6 protein-coding genes are annotated in these 17,178 nt (G+C 74.1%); 1 reads left to right on the forward strand and 5 read right to left on the reverse strand.

What is annotated here, in order from left to right:
* Positions 1-34: 34 nt before the first annotated feature.
* From dmpG to AB0B83_RS06460, 5 genes are all read right to left on the reverse strand, one after another.
* The gene (gene dmpG, locus AB0B83_RS06440) at positions 35-1,054 is read right to left on the reverse strand and encodes a 4-hydroxy-2-oxovalerate aldolase (RefSeq protein ID WP_357577280.1); all 1,020 of its coding nucleotides are present in this window, start codon (positions 1,052-1,054) and stop codon (positions 35-37) included.
* Positions 1,051-1,941 carry an acetaldehyde dehydrogenase (acetylating) gene (locus AB0B83_RS06445; RefSeq protein ID WP_357577281.1) on the reverse strand — a complete coding sequence of 297 codons (891 nt, stop codon included), beginning with the start codon at positions 1,939-1,941 and terminating at the stop codon, positions 1,051-1,053. The genes dmpG and AB0B83_RS06445 overlap by 4 nt, the downstream gene beginning before the upstream one ends.
* A gap of 60 nt (positions 1,942-2,001) precedes the next feature.
* Positions 2,002-9,123, reverse strand: a complete 7,122-nt coding sequence (locus AB0B83_RS06450) for an amino acid adenylation domain-containing protein (RefSeq protein ID WP_357577282.1) — start codon at positions 9,121-9,123, stop codon at positions 2,002-2,004.
* On the reverse strand, positions 9,120-15,596 hold the full coding sequence (locus AB0B83_RS06455) for an amino acid adenylation domain-containing protein (protein ID WP_357577335.1): 6,477 nt from the start codon (positions 15,594-15,596) through the stop codon (positions 9,120-9,122). Before AB0B83_RS06455 ends, AB0B83_RS06450 begins: the two co-directional genes overlap by 4 nt.
* Positions 15,597-15,735: 139 nt before the next feature.
* Positions 15,736-16,740 (reverse strand): TauD/TfdA family dioxygenase, encoded by a 1,005-nt coding sequence (locus tag AB0B83_RS06460; protein ID WP_357577283.1) that lies wholly within the window; start codon positions 16,738-16,740, stop codon positions 15,736-15,738.
* 218 nt (positions 16,741-16,958) lie between these two features.
* Here AB0B83_RS06460 and AB0B83_RS06465 point away from each other — a divergent pair, with 218 nt between their 5' ends.
* Positions 16,959-17,177 (forward strand): MbtH family NRPS accessory protein, encoded by a 219-nt coding sequence (locus tag AB0B83_RS06465; protein ID WP_091630286.1) that lies wholly within the window; start codon positions 16,959-16,961, stop codon positions 17,175-17,177.
* The last annotated feature ends 1 nt before the right edge of the window (position 17,178 follow it).

The following is a 17,178-nucleotide window of genomic DNA, read 5'->3' on the forward strand; positions in this document are numbered from 1 at the left end:
GGTGATGCGGGCCCGGAGGGCCGCGCGTACCGGCTCAATGGCTCTGCTCGGCGGCCAGCGACATGGCGACCTCGATGATGGTGTCCTCCTGGCCCGCCACCACCCGGCGGTTGCCCAGCTCCAGCAGGATCCTGCGGGGGTCGACGCCGAAGCGGGCGCTCGCGCGCCGCACCGGCGCGGCGAACCCGGAGAACACGCCGGCGATCCCGCTGGCGATGGTGACGCTGTCGTTGGTGGGCACGTGCTTGACGAACCGCTCCTGTGCCACGTCGGCCGCGTCCAGCGCGCCGAAGAGCTGGATGTCGGTCTCGACCTGCCCGACGTGCAGGTTGGCCGCGACGAGTTCGATCGGCGCGTTGCCGGCGCCCGCGCCGAAGCCGCGCGCCGTGACGTCCACGATGGTGGCTCCGGCCTCGATCGCCGTCATGCTGTTGACGACCGACATGCCGAGGTTGTTGTGCGCGTGGAAACCGACCGCGATGTCGAGGTGCTCGACGAGTTCGCCGACCTTCTCGCGGACCTTCTCCGGCGTGTACGCGCCGGCGGAGTCCATCAGGATGACCGCCTCGGCGCCGTAGCCCTGCATGAGCCGGGCCTGTTCCAGCAGCTTCGCCGCGGAGGCCATGTGGCTCATCAGCAGCATCCCCTTGACGGCGACGCCCATCGCCCGCAGCATCGTGACCTGCTGCCGGGTGACGTCCGCCTCGGTGCAGTGCGCGCCGACCCGGACCTCGTCCACGCCGTGGTCCAGCGCCGGCTTGAGGTCGCGCTCGACGCTTGCGAACCCGGGGATGGACAACACGCCGAGGCGGGCCGTACGCAGCTCGGCCTTGGCGGCCCGCAGCATCTCGGCGTCGCTGAGCGCGGCCATGCCGACCTGGATGGACGAGGCGCCGAGGCCGTTGCCGTGGCCCACCTCGACGACGTCCACGCCGGCCGCCTCCGCCGCCCGCGCGTAGGCGCTGATGTCCGCGCGGCCGAGTTGGTGGCCGACCGCGTGGTTGCCGTCGCGCAGGGTCGTGTCGCAGATGCTGAGTTTCGGTACGCCGCTCATGACCGCCGCCGTTCCGCCCGGGCCTCCGCGACCGCGAGGGCGGCGCAGGTGATGATGTCGAGGTTGCCGGCGTAGCGCGGGAACCAGTCGCCCCGGCCCTCGACCTCCACCGTGATCGTGATCCGGTCCCCGACGGCCACCGGCGGGACGACGACGCGGTAGCCGGGAACGTACGACCTGATCTGCTTCTCCATCATGGCGACGGACGTGCGCAGGGCGTCCATGTCGATCCGTTCGGCGGTCGTCACCGCGATGGAGTTGCGCATGACGATGCCGGGCTCGGCGGGGTTGATGACCAGCACGGTCTTGGTGCGTCGCACGCCGCAGAACTCGATGGTCGCCTGCTCGGTGGTGTGCACGTACTCGTCCAGGTTGGCCCGGGACGCGGGGCCGACGGTGGCCGAGGCGCTGGCCGAGACGATCTCCAGGTAGTCGATGCCCTCCGCGGCCTCCGCCATGCAGTGGGCCATCGGGACTGCTGCCTGGCCCCCGCAGGTGACCATGCTGAGGTACTGCTCGTCGAGGCAGTCGTCCAGGTTGAGCGCCGGTACGCAGAACTTCCCGAGGTGTGCCGGCGTGAGGTCGACGAACGGCAGCCCGGTGGGCGCGACGACCGACCAGTGGCGGGTGGCGTCGTCGGCCGAGGTCGCGTCGCAGACCAGGTCGATGTGCTCGGCGCGGGCGGTGACCGCGTCGATGCCGTCCACGCTGGTCGGCACCCCGTGCCGCTCGGCCAGCCCGATCCCGGGGGATCCGGCGCGGCGCCCGGCGAACAGGACGCACTCCAGCAGGGGGGACGCCTCGACCTTCAACAGCAGGTCCGTGCCGATGTTGCCCGTGCCCACGATGGCTACCCGTAGGGGTGGCGGGCTCGTGTGGGTACTCATCCAGTTCTTCCTCTCGTCCGACCGCGCACGGCGGGCGCGGCCGGCATCCGTGACAGACGGTCAGCCCTCACCCAGCACGTCGGCGATGACGCGGGCGAGCGTGGTGACGTGCGGCGGCTTGATGACGCTGAAGTGGTCACCCGGCACCCGGTGCACCCGTACGCCGCCGGTGCAGAGCTCCTCCCAGCGCGCCAGGTAGTCCGGGTAGCTCTGGCCGGAGGTGACCTCGTGCCGGCCGTCGGCGAGTTCGTCGCTGACGATCAGTTCCAGCCGACCCGGCCAGGGCCGGTGCCGGTACTCGACGTCCACCTCCATGACCTCGCGCCAGATCCGTACCTGGCGCGGCCACGAGTCCCCCACGCCGCGCTCGGGCAGCGCGATGCCGGTCTCCTCGTCGATGTCGTCGACGAGGTGTTCGAGCAGGTCGAGGATCTCCCGGCGGCGTTGCGGCGTGTCGGCCTCGTCGCCACCGGCGCTCACCTCGTGCAGCAGCAGTTCGAGGCGGCGGATCAGGGCGAGTTCGTTCCAGGCGTCGGCGCGGGTGTGGATGTCCAGGCCGGGGTCGAGCAGGATCAGCGTCACCTCCTGCCCGTCCTCGACCAGCCGGTGCGCCATCTCGCTCGCGATGCCGCTGCCGCCGCACCAGCTGAACAGCCGGTACGGCCCGTGCGGTTGGGCCCGGCGGAGTTCGTCGCCGTAGCGTTCGGCCATCTGTGCCGTGGTGGGCGTGCCCTCCGGGTGCGGGCCCGGCCATTCGAACGCCGCCACCGGCTGCTCCGGGGGCAGGTGCGGGGCCAGGCGCAGGTACCAGTGGGCGCTGCCGCCACCGGGGTGCACGCAGAACAGCGGGGGCCGGCCGTCGCCACCGCGCCGCAGCCACATCATCGCGCCGGCCGTCGCCGCCGGGTCCTGAAGTGTCGCGGCCAGCCCGGCGACGGTGCGGTGTTCGACGAACGAGCCGAACGTCAGCTCGTAGCCGTGCCGGCTGCGCAGCGTCGCGGTCAGTCGCATCATCGCCAGCGAGTGGCCGCCGAGGGCGAAGAAGTCGTCGTGCACACCGATCCGCTCGATGCCGAGCGCCTCGCTCCAGGCCGTGGCGATGTGCCTCTCGACGTCCGAGCGCGGCGCGACGTACGCGACGTCCGTCACCGGCCGCGAGCCGTCCGGCGCCGGGAGGGCGGCCCGGTCGACCTTGCCGTTGCGGGTGTACGGGAAGTCGTCCACGGCCAGGTAGTGGTGCGGGACGAGGTGCTGCGGCAACCGTTCCCGCAGGTGGTCGCGCAGCTCGGCCGGGGACGCCGCGGTCGCGTCCGCGGGGCGGGTGTAGGCGACGAGCGAGGCGTCCGGGGTGCCGGCCCGGTGCACGGCGACCACGGCGGCGGCGACCGCCGGGTGGACGGCGAGGGCGTGCTCGATCTCGCCGAGCTCGATCCGGAACCCGCGGACCTTGACCTGGTGGTCGCGGCGTCCGTGGAAGTGCAGGGTGCCGTCGGGGTCCCGGGAGACGACGTCACCGGTGCGGTACATGCGCTCGCCCGGTCGCGACGCGTACGGGTCCGGCACGAACCGCTCGGCGGTGAGCGCCGGCCGGTTGAGGTACCCGCGCACCACGCCCGCCCCGCCGAGGACGAGTTCCCCGCGTACGCCGGGGGGCAGCAGGCGCAGTTCGTCGTCGACGACGTAGGCGCGCACGTTGTCCAGCGGGAGCCCGATCGGCGGCGGTGCCGTGTCCGTGGCCCGCAGCTCGGCGATGGTGGCCACGACGGTGGTCTCGGTGGGCCCGTACGCGTGCAGGACGCGCACCCGGTCGGCCCACCGCGCCGCCTGCTCGGCCGTGCACGCCTCGCCACCGGTGACCAGCACCCGCAGGCGCGGGAAGTCGGCCGGGTCGAGGCGGTCCAGCAGCGGCGGCGGCAGGGTCATGTGGGTGAGCTCGGCCGCGTGGCGGCGCAGGTCGCCGGGGTCGGCGTCCGGCGGGGGCAGCACCAGCGCCGCGCCGTTGGCGAGGGCCAGCAGGATCTCCCAGACCGACGCGTCGAAGCTGGGCGAGGCGAACTGGAGCACCTCGTCGCCGGGCCGCGCCTGCAGGACCCGCCGCTGGGCGTGGCAGAAGTTGAGCACGGCGCGGTGGGTGACCGCGACGCCCTTGGGCCGGCCGGTGGAGCCCGACGTGTAGATGACGTAGGCGAGGTTGTCCCCGCTGAGCCGTGCCGCCGGCGGGTAGGCCGCCGGGGGCCGGCCGTTCGCGAGGTCGGCGACCAGCACCGTCGCGGTCGTGCACGGCAGTCGCGGGGCCAGGTCGCCGTCGGTCAGCACGACCACGGGCGCCGCGTCGCGGACCATGTCGCCGACCCGCTCGGCGGGATAGGCCGGATCGAGCGGCAGGTACGCCCCGCCGGCCTTGAGGACGGCCAGCATCGCGACGACGAGGTCGATCCCGCGGGGCAGGTGGATGCCGACGACCGTGTCGGGCCGGACGCCCAGCTCTCCCAGGCGCGCGGCGAGCCGGTCGGACCGGTCGTCGAGCTGCCCGTAGGTGAGCGTGGCGTCGCCGTGCCGTACCGCCACCGCGGCGGGCGCGGCGGCCGCGCGCCGGGCGACGAGGTCGTGGACGAACGGGGCCGCCGGGAACGGCTCGACGGGCTGGTACGCCTCGACCGCCCAGGCCCGGTCGGCGGCGCTCAGCCCGACGTCCGTGTCGCCGTCGGGGTCGGCGGCCATCGCCTCCAGCACGTGCCGGTAGGTCCGGGCCAGCAGTTCGAGGTACGGCCGGTCGATGTCGGCGGGCCGGGCGCCCAGCCGCAGGACCCCCGGGAAGGTCCACACGTCCAGCCCGACGCTGCTCGGGCTGAAGTCGTCGACCATCCCGACCGACTCGGCGGGGCCGTCGAGCACGTGGAAGTCCAGGTACGAGAAGCCGACCCGCAGCAGTGGTGAGCCGTTGCCCCACTGGCGTTGCATGGCCGGCAGCGGGTAGCGGCGGTGCGGCCAGAGGCGCGCCTCGCCGGCGAAGACGGCCTGGACCAGGGCGCGCCAGGTGCGGGCGGAGGTGTCGGCGGCGAACGGCACGGTGTTGAGGTACATGCCGAAGACCTCGTCGCCGCGCAGCCGCTCGGGCCGGCCGTTGCACAGCAGGCCGGTGAAGAAGCGCTGCCGGCCGGTGACGATGCTCAGCACCTTGAGGTGCGCGGCGTGCAGCACGCTCTTCAGGGAGGTGCCGGCGGCGGCGGAGAGCCGGCGCAGTGCGGGACGCAGGTCGGCCCACGGCACCTCGACGATGTTCGCCGGCGCGTCCGACCCGGTGCCCCACTCCGGCGGGAGTTCGAGCCGGTCCGACCCGGCCACCGTCGCCGCCCAGAAGCCACGGTCCGTCGCCGAGGCGAGGGACGCGCGCTCGCGGGCGACGAGGTCGGCGAAGCGCACCGCCGGCGGTGGCGGCAGGGCGGGCCGCTCGCCCCGGCGCAGCGTCCGGTACAGCGAGATCAGCATCGCCACCGTGGAGGTGTGGCTCCAGCCGTCGAGGATCGCGTGGCTCTCCGAGTGGGTCAGCCGCCATTCGCAGTCGCCGAGCTGGTGCACGTGGTAGCGCAGCAGCGGCGCCGTGGTGATGTCGAACGGCCGGACGCGCTCGGCCCGCAGGTGTGCGCGTACGGCCTCCTCCTGCTCGTCGGGCCGCAGCCCGCGCAGGTCGTCGTAGCCGATCGGCAGGTCGACCGACGCGTGGACGAGCTGCATCAGCTCGGAGTAGTGGGACAGGTCGAACGACGTACGCAGGATCTCGTGCCGGTCCGTGAGCAGCCGGCCGGCCTCCCGCAGCGCGTCCAGGGAGAAGGGCTGCCGGTCGGTGATCCCGTAGCAGGAGACGTTGCGGTAGACCGGCCGGTCGCCGCCGGAGAGCATCTCGAAGAGCATGCCCGCCTGGTTCTGGGTGATCGGATAGGCGTCGACGAGCCCGTCCGGCAACCGGCTGCGGTCCGCGTCGCCCACCAGCGCGAACCGGTCGACGGTCGACTCGGTCTCCTCGCCCGGCCCGGTCCGCGCGGCCACGCCCGCCAGCTCGGCCACGCTCTGGTGGGTGAACAGGTCCTGGACCGACACGGTGAGGCCGGCCGCGCGCAGCAGCCCCACCATCCGGATCGCCCGCATCGAGTCGCCGCCGAGCAGGAAGAAGCTCTCCGTCACGCCGACCGTGTCGAGGCCGAGCGCCACGCCGAACGCGTCGGCGATCCGCTTCTCGATCTCGTCGCGGGGGGCGATGTAACCGCCGCCCTGCGCGCCCGGCGCCGCCTCGGGTGCCGGCAGGGCGCGGCGGTCCACCTTGCCGCTGGCGGTCAGCGGCAGGGCGGGCAGGATCGTCCAGCGCGCCGGGACCATCGCGTCCGGCAGGCGGTCGACCAGGTACGCGCGTACCGGATCGACGGTCTCCGGCCCGACGAGGTAGCCGACGAGCTGCTCGTCGTGGACGGCCACCGCCGCCGCGGTGACGCCGGGAGCCTCGTACAGCAGGGCCTCGACCTCGCCGAACTCGACGCGCTGGCCGCGGATCTTCACCTGGTGGTCGATCCGGCCGAGGTACTCGATGCTGCCGTCGGGGCGGTGGCGGGCCAGGTCACCGGTGCGGTACAGACGCCGTCCCGGCGCGGCGGCGAACGGGTCGGGGACGAACCGTTCGGCGGTCAGCGCGGCCCGGCCCAGGTAGCCCCGGGCGAGCTGCACGCCACCGATCAGCAGTTCCCCGGGCACACCGACCGGGACGGGCTGACCGGCGGCGTCGACGATGTGGGCGGTGGTGTTGGCGATCGGGCGGCCGATGGTGACCGGCTCGCCCGGCTCGCACCGCGTCGCGGTGACGTCGACTGCGGTCTCCGTGGGGCCGTACAGGTTGTGCAGCTCGCAGCCGATCCGCTCGTGCACCCGCTCGGCCAGGTCGGGCGGCAGCGCCTCGCCGCTGCAGATCAGCCGCCGCAGGGACGGCAGCGCCCCGACGGGCTCGGCCAGGAAGGCCCGCAACATCGACGGTACGAAGTGGACGGTTGTGATCCCCTCCGTGCGGATCACGTCGGCCAGGTACGCCGGATCGCGGTGCCCGCCGGGGCGGGCGAGGACCAGCGTCGCGCCGGTGAGCAACGGCCAGAAGAGCTCCCACACCGACACGTCGAACCCGATCGGCGTCTTCTGCAGCACCCGGTCCGAGGCGTCGAGGCGGTAGACGTCCTGCATCCACCGCAGGCGGTTGACGATCGCGCCGTGCTCGATCAGGGCGCCCTTGGGCCGGCCGGTCGACCCGGAGGTGTAGATCAGGTAGGCGGCGTGCCGGGGCGTTATCTCCGCCGACGGGTGCGGGTCGTCGTCGGCGGAGCTGTCCGCCTCGGCGGCCAGGAAGTCCTCGTCGATCACGAGGCGGGCGCCGGAGTCGCGCACCATGAAGGCGCGCCGCCGCGCCGGCAGGTCCGGGTCCAGCGGCAGGTAGGCGGCGCCGGCCTTCAGGACGGCCACCAGGGCCCGCATCAGGTCCAGGCCGCGCGGCAGGCAGACGGCCACGACGGACTCCGGCCCGACCCCGGCGTCGCGCAAACGCCGCGCGAGGGCGCCTGCCTCGGCGTGCAGCCGGCCGTACGACAGTTCCGCGCCGTCGAAGCGCAGCGCGACCGCGTCGGGAGTACGGGCCGCCTGCGCGTCCAGCAGACCGGTCAGGGTGTGCCGGGGATACTCGACGGCGGTGTCGTTCCAGGCCGCGAGCTGGGCGGTCTCGGCGTCGGTGAGCAGGGGCAGCCGGGTGACCGGGGCGTCCGGGTCGGCGACGACGGCGCTCAGCAACCGCCGGTAGTGCCCGGCCAGCCGCCGCACGGTCGCGTCGTCGAACAGCGCCGTCGGGAAGTCCACCCCGCCGGAGAGGGAGCCGTCCGCCTCCTCGGTCAGCCCGAGCGTCAGGTCGAACTTCGCCGTGGTCGGGCCAACGGACAGCTCCTCCCCCACCAGGCCACCCGCGTCGAAGCCGGCCGACCCGCCCTCCTGGAAGAGGAACATGGTCTGGAACAGCGGGTTGCGCGACAGGTCCCGCTCCGGCGACAGCGCGTCCACGATCCGCTCGAACGGCACGTCCTGGTGCGACTGCGCGTCCAGCACCGCTTCCCGCACCCGGGCCAGCAGCTCCACGAAGGTCGGCTCGCCGGACAGGTCCGTCCGCAGCACCAGCGTGTTGAGGAAGAGCCCGACCAGGCCGTGCGTCTCCAGGCGGTCCCGGCCGGCGGCCGGGGTGCCCACCGCGACGTCGGTCTGCCCGGTGTGGCGGGCCAGCAGGAGCTGGAACGCGGCCAGCAGCACCATGAACGGGGTGGCGTTCGACGCCCGACCCATGTCACGCAGCCGGCCGGCGAGGGCGGCCGGCACCGTGAACGTGACCAGCCCGCCGTCCGGGTTCCACACCGGTGGCCGTGGCCGGTCGGTCGGCAGTTCCAACGGCGTCAGCCCGGCCAGCCGGTCCCGCCAGTGGTCGAGCTGCCGGTCCAGCCGGTCCCCGGCGGAGCGGGTCCGCTGCCAGAGCGCGAAGTCCGCGTACTGGATGGGCAGCGGGGCCAGCGGGGAGGGCCGGCCGGCGACGAACGCGTCGTACAGGGCGGCCAGTTCGCGCAGGATGATCCCCTCGGACCAGCCGTCGGAGGAGATGTGGTGCATGGTGAGCGCCAGGGCGTGCTCGTCCCCGGCGAGGCGGACCAGCCGGGCCCGCAGCGCCGGACCGGCGGCCAGGTCGACCGGGTCCGGCGCGCCGAGCAGCGCGGTGAGGCGCTGCCGGGCCGTCTCCCGGTCGGTGTGGCCGAGGTCGGTCGTCGTCAACTCGACCGGGGCGGGCGGGTCGACGACCTGTGCCGGCTCGCCGTCGACGACGACGTACCGGGTCCGCAGGATCTCGTGCCGGGCGACCAGTTCGGTCAACGCCCGGCGCAGCGCGTCGACGTGCGGCGTCCCGCGCAGCCGCAGGCCGACGGACATCAGGTAGCCGGTGCCGCCGGGCTGCAACTGGTCGAGCACCCAGAGCCGGTGCTGCCCGAAGGAGAGCGGCAGCGGATCGGTGCGGGGCGCCGGGGCGATGGTGTCGGCGCGGCGGGCCCGACCGGTACCACGCAGGCGCCGCTGGAGCAGTTCCTGTCGCGGGGACGCACTCGGGGTGTGGCTGGCGGTCACAGGTTGCCCTCCTTCAGCAGTTCCGCCACCTCGGCGTCGGAAAGCCGTGAGATCTCGTTTTCGATGGCCGTGTGCACCGCGTCGGCGAGGTCGGCCACGGTGGTCTGCTCGAACAGCAGGCGCAGCGGCAGGTCGAGGTCGAAGCCCTGCCGCAGGTGCGCGAGCACCCGGGTGGCGAGCAGCGAGTGACCGCCGAGGTCGAAGAAGTCGTCATGGACGCCGACCCGGTCGACCTCCAGCACGGTGGCCCAGATGTCGGCCACGGCCTCCTCCAACGGGGTACGGGGTGCCGCGTACGCCCGGCCGGGGTCGGCGCGCACGGGTGTCGGCGCGGGCAGCGCCCGGCGGTCGACCTTCTTGCTGGTGGTCAACGGCAGTGCGTCCAGCACCATCCACTGGGCCGGCACCATGTAGTCCGGCAGCCGGTCGCGCAGGTGGGCCCGGAGTTCGCCGACCGCCGGCGGGGTGCCGTCCCGGCAGACCAGGTAGGCGACCAGGCCCTTCTCCCCCGGCTGGGTCTCGCGGGCCACCACCGCGACCGCGCGGACCGCCGGGTGCTCGGCCAGGGCCGACTCGATCTCGCCCAGCTCCATCCGGAACCCCCGGATCTTCACCTGCTGGTCGATCCGGCCGAGGAACTCGATCGTCCCGTCCGGCCGGTACCGGACCAGGTCGCCGCTGCGGTAGAGCCGTCCGCCGGGGCCGTCGCCGAACGGGTCGGGCACGAACCGGTCGGCGGTCAGTGCGGGCCGGCCCAGGTAGCCCCGGGCCAGCCGTTCCCCGCCGAGCAGCAGCTCGCCGGGCACCCCGACCGGGACGGGGTCCAGGTGTTCGTCGACCACGTAGGTCCGGGTGCCGGGGACCGGGCGGCCGATCGGCAGGGCCTCGTTCCGCTCGCCGGGCGGGTCGCCGGTGACCGGGTGCAACAGGCAGGTGACGGTCGCCTCGGTCGGGCCGTAGTTGACCAGGAACCGGCCGGGCAGTCCGGTGTCCGCCCAGCGCCGGGCGTCGGCGACGGTGACCACGTCGCTGCCGACGTTCATCAGCTTCAGGTGCCGCAGCCGGTCGTCGCCGGCCGGCAGGGCGTCCATCACCTCCCGGTAGTAGGCGGGGGTGATCTCCATGTGGGTGATCCGGTGCCGGGCGAGCCGGTCCGGCAGTTCGGCCGGGCTCCAGAAGACCGGGTCGCTGACCACCAGGGTCGCCCCGGCCAGCAGGGTGGCCAGCATGCCGTCCATCGCCACGTCGAAGGTGAGCGCGGAGAGCAGCACCACCCGGTCGCCGGGTGCGATGTCGTACGCGCGGGCGATGACCGCGCAGTGGTGGGCGTACGCGCCGTGCGCGATCATCACGCCCTTGGGTCGCCCGGTGGAGCCCGAGGTGTAGATGACGTAGGCGAGGTCGTCCGATCCGGTCGACGGGTCCGGCGCGGTGCCGTCCCGACCGGCGATCACCGCCCGGTCGGCGTCCACGGCGACCACTGCCACCCCGTCGGCGGCGACCCGGTCGGCGAAGCCCTCCTCGGTGACCACCACCGCGGCCCTCGCGTCGGCGATCATGAAGCGCAGCCGCTCGGTGGGGTGGTCCGGGTCGACCGGGAGGTACACCCCGCCCGCCTTGAGCACCGCGAGCAGCGTGACCACCACCTCCAGGCCGCGTTCCAGGCAGACCGCGACCGGGACCTCCGGGCGCACCCCGAGCCCGCGCAGGTGGTGGGCGAGCCGGTTGGCCCGGGTGTCCAGTTCGGCGAAGGTCAGCCGCCGGCCGTCGAACTCCACCGCCACGACGTCCGGGTGCTGCCGGACCCGCCGGCCGAACAGCTCCACCACGCTGGCGCCGGCGGCCTCGGCGGCGCGCAACGGCCCAGCGGCCTCGGCGGCGCGCAGCGGCCCGGCGGGCGCGACCGGCTCGCCGGCCAACGGCCCGAGGAGGTACGCCCGCTCCGCGCCGGTGGGCAGGGTCAGGTCACGCAGGGCGGTTCCCGGCGCGGTCGCCACCTGGGCGAGCAGGTGCAGGTAGTGCCCGGCCATCCGCTCGATGCTGGGGCGGTCCCAGAGCGCGGTGGCGTACTCGAACCAGCAGCGCAGCCGGCCGTCCGGGTGCTGCTCCACGGAGAGGGTGAGATCGAACTTGGCCACCGGGACGGAGCTGTCGACGTGCGCGATGGTGGTCGGGCCGAGGGTCGCGGTCATCCGCTCCAGGTGTTGCAGTTCGAACATCACCTGGAACAGCGGATTGCGGGACAGGTCCCGGTCCGGCCGCAGCGCGTCGACCAGCCGCTCGAAGGCGACGTCCTGGTTGCGGAACGCGTCCGTCACGGTGCGGCGCACCTGGTCGAGCAGGACCGGGAAGGGCTGGTCGTCGACCAGTTCGGCGCGCATCACCAGGTTGTTGACGAAGAAGCCGAGCAGGTCCTCGGTCTCCTGTCGGGTCCGGCCGGCGACCGGGGTGCCGACGGCCACGTCGTGCTGCCGGGCGTACCGGCCGAGCATGACCTGGAAGGCCGCCAGCAGGACCATGAACAGGGTGGCGCCCTCCCGGTTGCCCAGCTCGGCCAGCGCCCGCCCGACGTCGGTCGGCACGTCGACGACGACGTTGTCGCCGGCCGGGTCGCGCAGCGCCGGGCGGGGCCGGTCGGTGGGCAGCTCCAGCGGGGTCGACCCGGCCAGTTGCCGGGACCAGTAGGCGAGCTGCGCGTCCAGTTCGGGGCTGTCCTGGCGGGCCGTCTCCCAGGCCGCGAAGTCCGCGTACTGCACGGGCAGGTCGGGCAGTGCGGTGGCCGCGCCGCCCCGCGCGTACCTGCGGTAGAGGGTGTCGAGTTCGCGCAGGAGGATGTCCATCGACCAGACGTCGAACGCGATGTGGTGCATGGTCAGCGCGACCAGGTGCTCGTCGGCGGCGACCCGGATCACCTGGGCCCGGATCGGGCGTTCGGTGGCCAGGTCGAAGGGCCGGCCGGCCGCGACCCGCAGCAGCACCTCGGCGCCGTCGACGACCTCCGGGGCGCCGCTGAGGTCGACCAGCTCCCACCCGACCGGTCCCGGCGGGTCGACCACCTGCACCGGCTCGCCGTCGACCGAGTGGTAGCGGGTACGCAGGATCTCGTGCCGGTTGACCACCTCGTCCAGCGCCCGCCGGAACACCGCCACGTCCAACGGGCCGGTCAGCCGCATCGAGATCGGGATCAGGTATTCGAGGCTGCCCGGTTCGAGCTGGTCCAGGAACCACAGCCGGCGCTGGCCGAGGGAGAGCGGCAGCTTCCCGTCCCGCGGCACCGGCCGGATCGCCGCGTCGGCCGGCTCGTCGGTGGACCCGGCGCCGGGTCGGGCCTCGTCGACCAGGGCGGCGAGTTGGGCGACGGTGGGGGCGGTGAAGAGCTGCCCGACGGTCAGCTCCACGTCGAGTGCCCGGCGCACCCGGAGCACGCCCCGGATGGCGAGCAGGGAGTGGCCGCCGAGGGTGAAGAAGTTGTCGTCCCGGCCGACCCGCTCGACGCCGAGCAGCTCGGCCCAGATCCCGGCGACGGTCCGCTCGGTGTCGGTGGCCGGCGGCAGGTAGCTCCGGTCGGCGCCGGGGCGGGGGCCGTCGGGCGCCGGCAGGGCCGCCCGGTCCAGCTTGCCGTTCGCGGTCAGCGGGAGGCTCTCCAGGCTGATCACGGTGGACGGGACCAGCGCGGCGGGCAGCCGGTCGGCGAGCGCGTCGCGCAGCCCGTCCGGATCGACCCGGGCACCGGCGGCGGGGACCACGTACGCGACAAGCTCCGCGTCGCCCGACGGGGGCCGGTGCAGGGTCACCACCGCCGCGTCGACGCTCGGGTGCCGCCGCAGGGCCGCCTCGACCTCGCCCGGCTCGATGCGTACCCCGTGCAGCTTGACCTGATGGTCGAGGCGGCCCAGGTACTCCAGGCTGCCGTCGTCGCGCCACCGGGCCAGGTCCCCGGTCCGGTACAGGCGCTCCCCCGGGCCGCCGTACGGGTTGGGGGTGAACTTCTCCCCGGTCAGGCCGGGTCGGCCCAGGTAGCCCCGCGCCAGGCCGACCCCGCCGAGGCAGAGCTGGCCGGCCACCCCGACCGGCACCGGCCGGTCGTCGGCGTCGAGGACCAGGACGCCGCAGCCGGGCAGCGGCCGGCCGATCGGGACGATCTCCGTTGCCTCGTCACCGCGGTAGCGCCAGGCGGTCGCGTCGATGGCGCACTCGGTGGGGCCGTAGGTGTTCCAGACCTCCACGGGCAGCAGGGCCCGAAGCTGCTCGCAGAGCGCCGCCGGCAGCGGCTCCCCCGCGGAACAGACCAGCCGCAGCGCGGCACAGCCGGACAGGTCGGTCTCGTGCAGCAGCACCCGCAGCACGGACGGCACCAGTTGCAGCACCGTCACGTCGTGGGCCCGCATCGCCCGCAGCATCGCGCCCGGGTCGCGGTGGGCGTCCGGGGCGGCCAGGACGACCGCGCCGCCGCTGACCAGCGGCGCCAGGAACTCCCACATGGAGGCGTCGAAACCGAGGGCGGTCTTCTGGAGCACCCGGTCGGCGGCGGTGAGCCGGTACTGCTCGACCGACCACAGCACCCGGTTGCGGATGCCGGCGTGGGTGACCACGACGCCCTTGGGCCGGCCGGTCGATCCGGAGGTGTACATGACGTAGGCGGCGGCGTCGGGGTCGGTCGCCGGCAGCGACACCGTCGCGGTGCCGCCCTCGGCGTCGTAAGCGGCGTCGACGAGCACCACCGGGGCGTCACCGGCCGACAGCAGGCCCCGCAGGGCCGACTCGGTGACCAGCGCCGACACCCCGGCGTCGGCCGCCATGAACTCCAGCCGGTCGACCGGCTGGTCGGGGGCGAGGGGCACGTAGACGCCGCCGGCGAGCAGCACCCCGAGCAGCGCGGTCACCAGGTCCGGCCCGCGGTGCACCGCGACCCCGACCGGGGCGCCGACGCGAACGCCGACGGTGTGCAGGTGCGCGGCGAACTGCCGGGCGCGCCCGGCCAGCTCGGCGTAGCCGACCTCGGTGCCGTCGTCGGCGACCAGCGCGGTCGCGTCGGGGGTCGCCGCCGCCTGGGCGAGGAAGAGTTCCGGCAGCCCCGGGCCGGCGGGCCGGTCGGCGCCCCGGCCCCACTCGCCGAGCACCTCGCGGCGCTCCCGGGGGGCCAGCAGGTCCAGCTCCTCCAGGGGGACCTGGCCGGCGGCGACGACGGCGGCCAGCAGGTGCAGGTAGTTGGCGACCATGCGGTGCACCCGGGGGCCGTCGAACAGCGCGGTGGGGAAGACCACCTCCCCGTGGTACGAGCCGTCTGGCCGCCCCACCAGTTGCAGGGAGAGGTCGAACGCGGCCGAGGTCCACGAGGTGGGCTGCTCGGTGACGGCCAGGCCGGGCAGGGCGAAGGCGGCCCGGTCGGCGCTGTGCAGCCCGAACCCCACCTGGAACAGCGGGTTGCGGGACAGGTCCCGCTCCGGGGACAACTCGGCGACGATCCGGTCGAACGGCACCTGCTGGTTGTCGTAGGCGTCCAGGGTGGTGCCGCGGACCTGGTCGAGCAGGTCGAGGAAGCACGCCGGGACGGCCAGGTCGGCGCGGAGCACGACGGTGTTGACGAAGAGGCCGATCAGGTCCTCCAGCTCGACCTCGTGCCGCCCGGCCACCGACACCCCGACCGCCACGTCGGTCTGACCGGCGTACCGGCCGAGCAGGAGCTGGAAGGCGGCGAGGAAGACCATGAAGGGGGTGGCGCCCCGGTCCGCGCCGAGCCGGGTCAGGGCGGTCGCCAGGTCCGCCGGCACGGTGAAGGTGAGCCCGTCGCCGGCTGCCTGCCAGTGCGCGGGCCGGGGCCGGTCGGTCGGCAGGTCGAGCGGGCCGAGCCCGGACAGCCGCTCCCGCCAGTAGCCGACCTGGGCGTCGACGTGCGGCCCCGACAGCCAGTTCTCGCGCTGCCAGGCGGCGAAGTCCGCGTACTGCACGGGCAGCGGCGGCAGCGGGTCGGGCCGGCCGGCGACGAACGCCCCGTAGAGGGTGTGCAGTTCCCTGGCGAGCACGCCCCAGGACCAGCCGTCGAAGGCGATGTGGTGCACCACCAGCAGCAGGACGTGGTCGTCGGCCGCGCACCGGATCAGCCGGGCCCGCAGCGGTGCGTCCCCACGCAGGTCGAACGGGGCGTCGAGGGTGGCCTCCAGCACCTCGTCGAGGCGGCCGTCCCGGTCGCCGGCCGGCGAGTCGCCCAGGTCGACGAGGTCGACGTCGACCGGGCCGGGCGGGTCGATCACCTGCACGGCACGGCCGTCCACCGTGTCGTACCGGGTCCGCAGGATCTCGTGTCGGGCGCTGATCCCGCTCAGCGCGGCCCGCAGCGCCGTGGCGTCGAGCGGGCCGCGCACCCGTACCGCCTGGTGCAGGAGATACTCGCTGGCACCGGAGCGCAGCTGGTCGACGAACCAGAGCTGCTCCTGCGCCGACGACACGGCGTGGCCGCCCTCGTGATCGGACAGCACCGCCCCGCCGGTGCCGACGTACCGGCTGTCGCCGTCTGCCATGGGTCTTTCGCCTCCGTGTCCGGGCCGGGCATCGCTGCGATGCCGTGGGGAGTTGGTTAGGTGTGCGCGAGGGTCCCGGGCACACCGCCGACGGTCACCCCGGGGCCGCGCCGGCCGCCGCGAGCGCCGCGCGGTACGGCTCGGCCATCGCCACGGCGATCCTGCGGTCGCCGGTGAACGGTTCTCGGGCGTGCGCGGCGAGCATGTTGTCCACCACCAGGACGTCGTCGCGCTGCCAGTCGAAGCGCCGCTGGGCCGCCCGGTAGCAGTCCCGCAGGTGGGCCACCACGTCGTCCGGGATGCGCCCGCCGTCGCCGTAGTAGGTGTTCGTGGGCAGCTCGGTCTCGTCGAACAGTTCCCGCAGCCCGGCGCAGACCTCCTCGGCCAGCGTGGTCACGTGGAAGAAGGTCACGTGGTTGAACCAGAGCAGCTCGCCGGTGCCGGGGTGCCGGTGCACGGCGTCGCGTCGGGCGCGGGTACGCAGTCCCGAGCCGGTCCACTCCACCTCGATGCCGCTGCGGGCGCAGTAGCGCGACACCTCGTCCCGGTCGTCGGTGTTGAACGCCCGCTGCCAGGGCACGCCGAAGCCGTCGTGGAAGTTGCGCACCACCAGCCAGCCCCGGGCGACGAACTCGGCGCACACCGCCGGGTCGATGCGCTGGCGCACCAGGCGGGTGTCGGCAAGCGGGGTGGCGCCCAGGGTGGCCGGCGTACGCAGGCAGTAGAAGTACAGCGCCATGGGCCAGTCGGCCTGGTAGGAGTTCTCGTTGTGCAGGAAGATCTCCTCGGCCGGCGGGAAGTCCGTCGAGGTGTAGACCCGCCCCTGGATGGTGCTGCGGGGCGACGAGCGCTCGGCGTAGTCCAGCGGCTCACCGGAGAGCGCCCGGACCACCCCCTCGAAGCCGGCCACCCCGCCGACGTCGAACCCGCGCAGCAGGACGGCCCCGTGCTCACGCAGCCGGGCCCGGATCGCGGCCCGGTCGGCGGCCAGCCGCCCGCCGATCGGCTCCCCCGGCGCACCGGCGGTCAGGACGAACGGAAGCGGTTTCTCGGCCGGCCCGCGCGGCAGCGGCGGCACCGTCATCCGGGGCGTACTCATCGCTTCTCCTGTCGGCCTCTGGGCTGCCGGTCACGCGGCACGGCTCAGCCTCTCCGCTGAGGCACGGGTCAGAAAGAGAATCCCCGGCAAGGCTCGTACGCGTTTTTCTGCCGGTTCTTCTCTACGTACGGCGAACGGCGTCCCGGCAGGGTGTGACCGGCAGTGGGACCAGTGTCGTGTCGTACGACGCGGCTGCCCTTTCCCGAGGAGGAGCCGGCATGTCCGACGAGAACACCGATGAGCGCGCGTACCGGGTCGTGGTGAACGACGAGGAGCAGTACTCGATCTGGCTGGGCGACCGGGAGCTGCCGCTGGGGTGGCGCGCGGAGGGCACCGAGGGCACCCGCGAGGAGTGCCTGAAGCGGATCGACGAGGTGTGGACCGACATGCGCCCGCTCAGCCTGCGCCGGCGCATGGAGCAGGCGGCGGGCCGGTAGT

The sequence above is a fragment of the Micromonospora sp. NPDC049060 genome (assembly GCF_040649055.1).
GTDB classification, from domain to species: Bacteria; Actinomycetota; Actinomycetes; order Mycobacteriales; family Micromonosporaceae; genus Micromonospora; species Micromonospora reichwaldensis.

Coding starts and splice junctions, on each gene's coding strand:
- dmpG (WP_357577280.1), bottom strand. CDS start 1,054: ATGAGCGGCGTACCGAAACTCAGCATCTGCGACACGACCCTGCGCGAC.
- AB0B83_RS06445 (WP_357577281.1), bottom strand. CDS start 1,941: ATGAGTACCCACACGAGCCCGCCACCCCTACGGGTAGCCATCGTGGGC.
- AB0B83_RS06460 (WP_357577283.1), bottom strand. CDS start 16,740: ATGAGTACGCCCCGGATGACGGTGCCGCCGCTGCCGCGCGGGCCGGCC.
- AB0B83_RS06465 (WP_091630286.1), top strand. CDS start 16,959: ATGTCCGACGAGAACACCGATGAGCGCGCGTACCGGGTCGTGGTGAAC.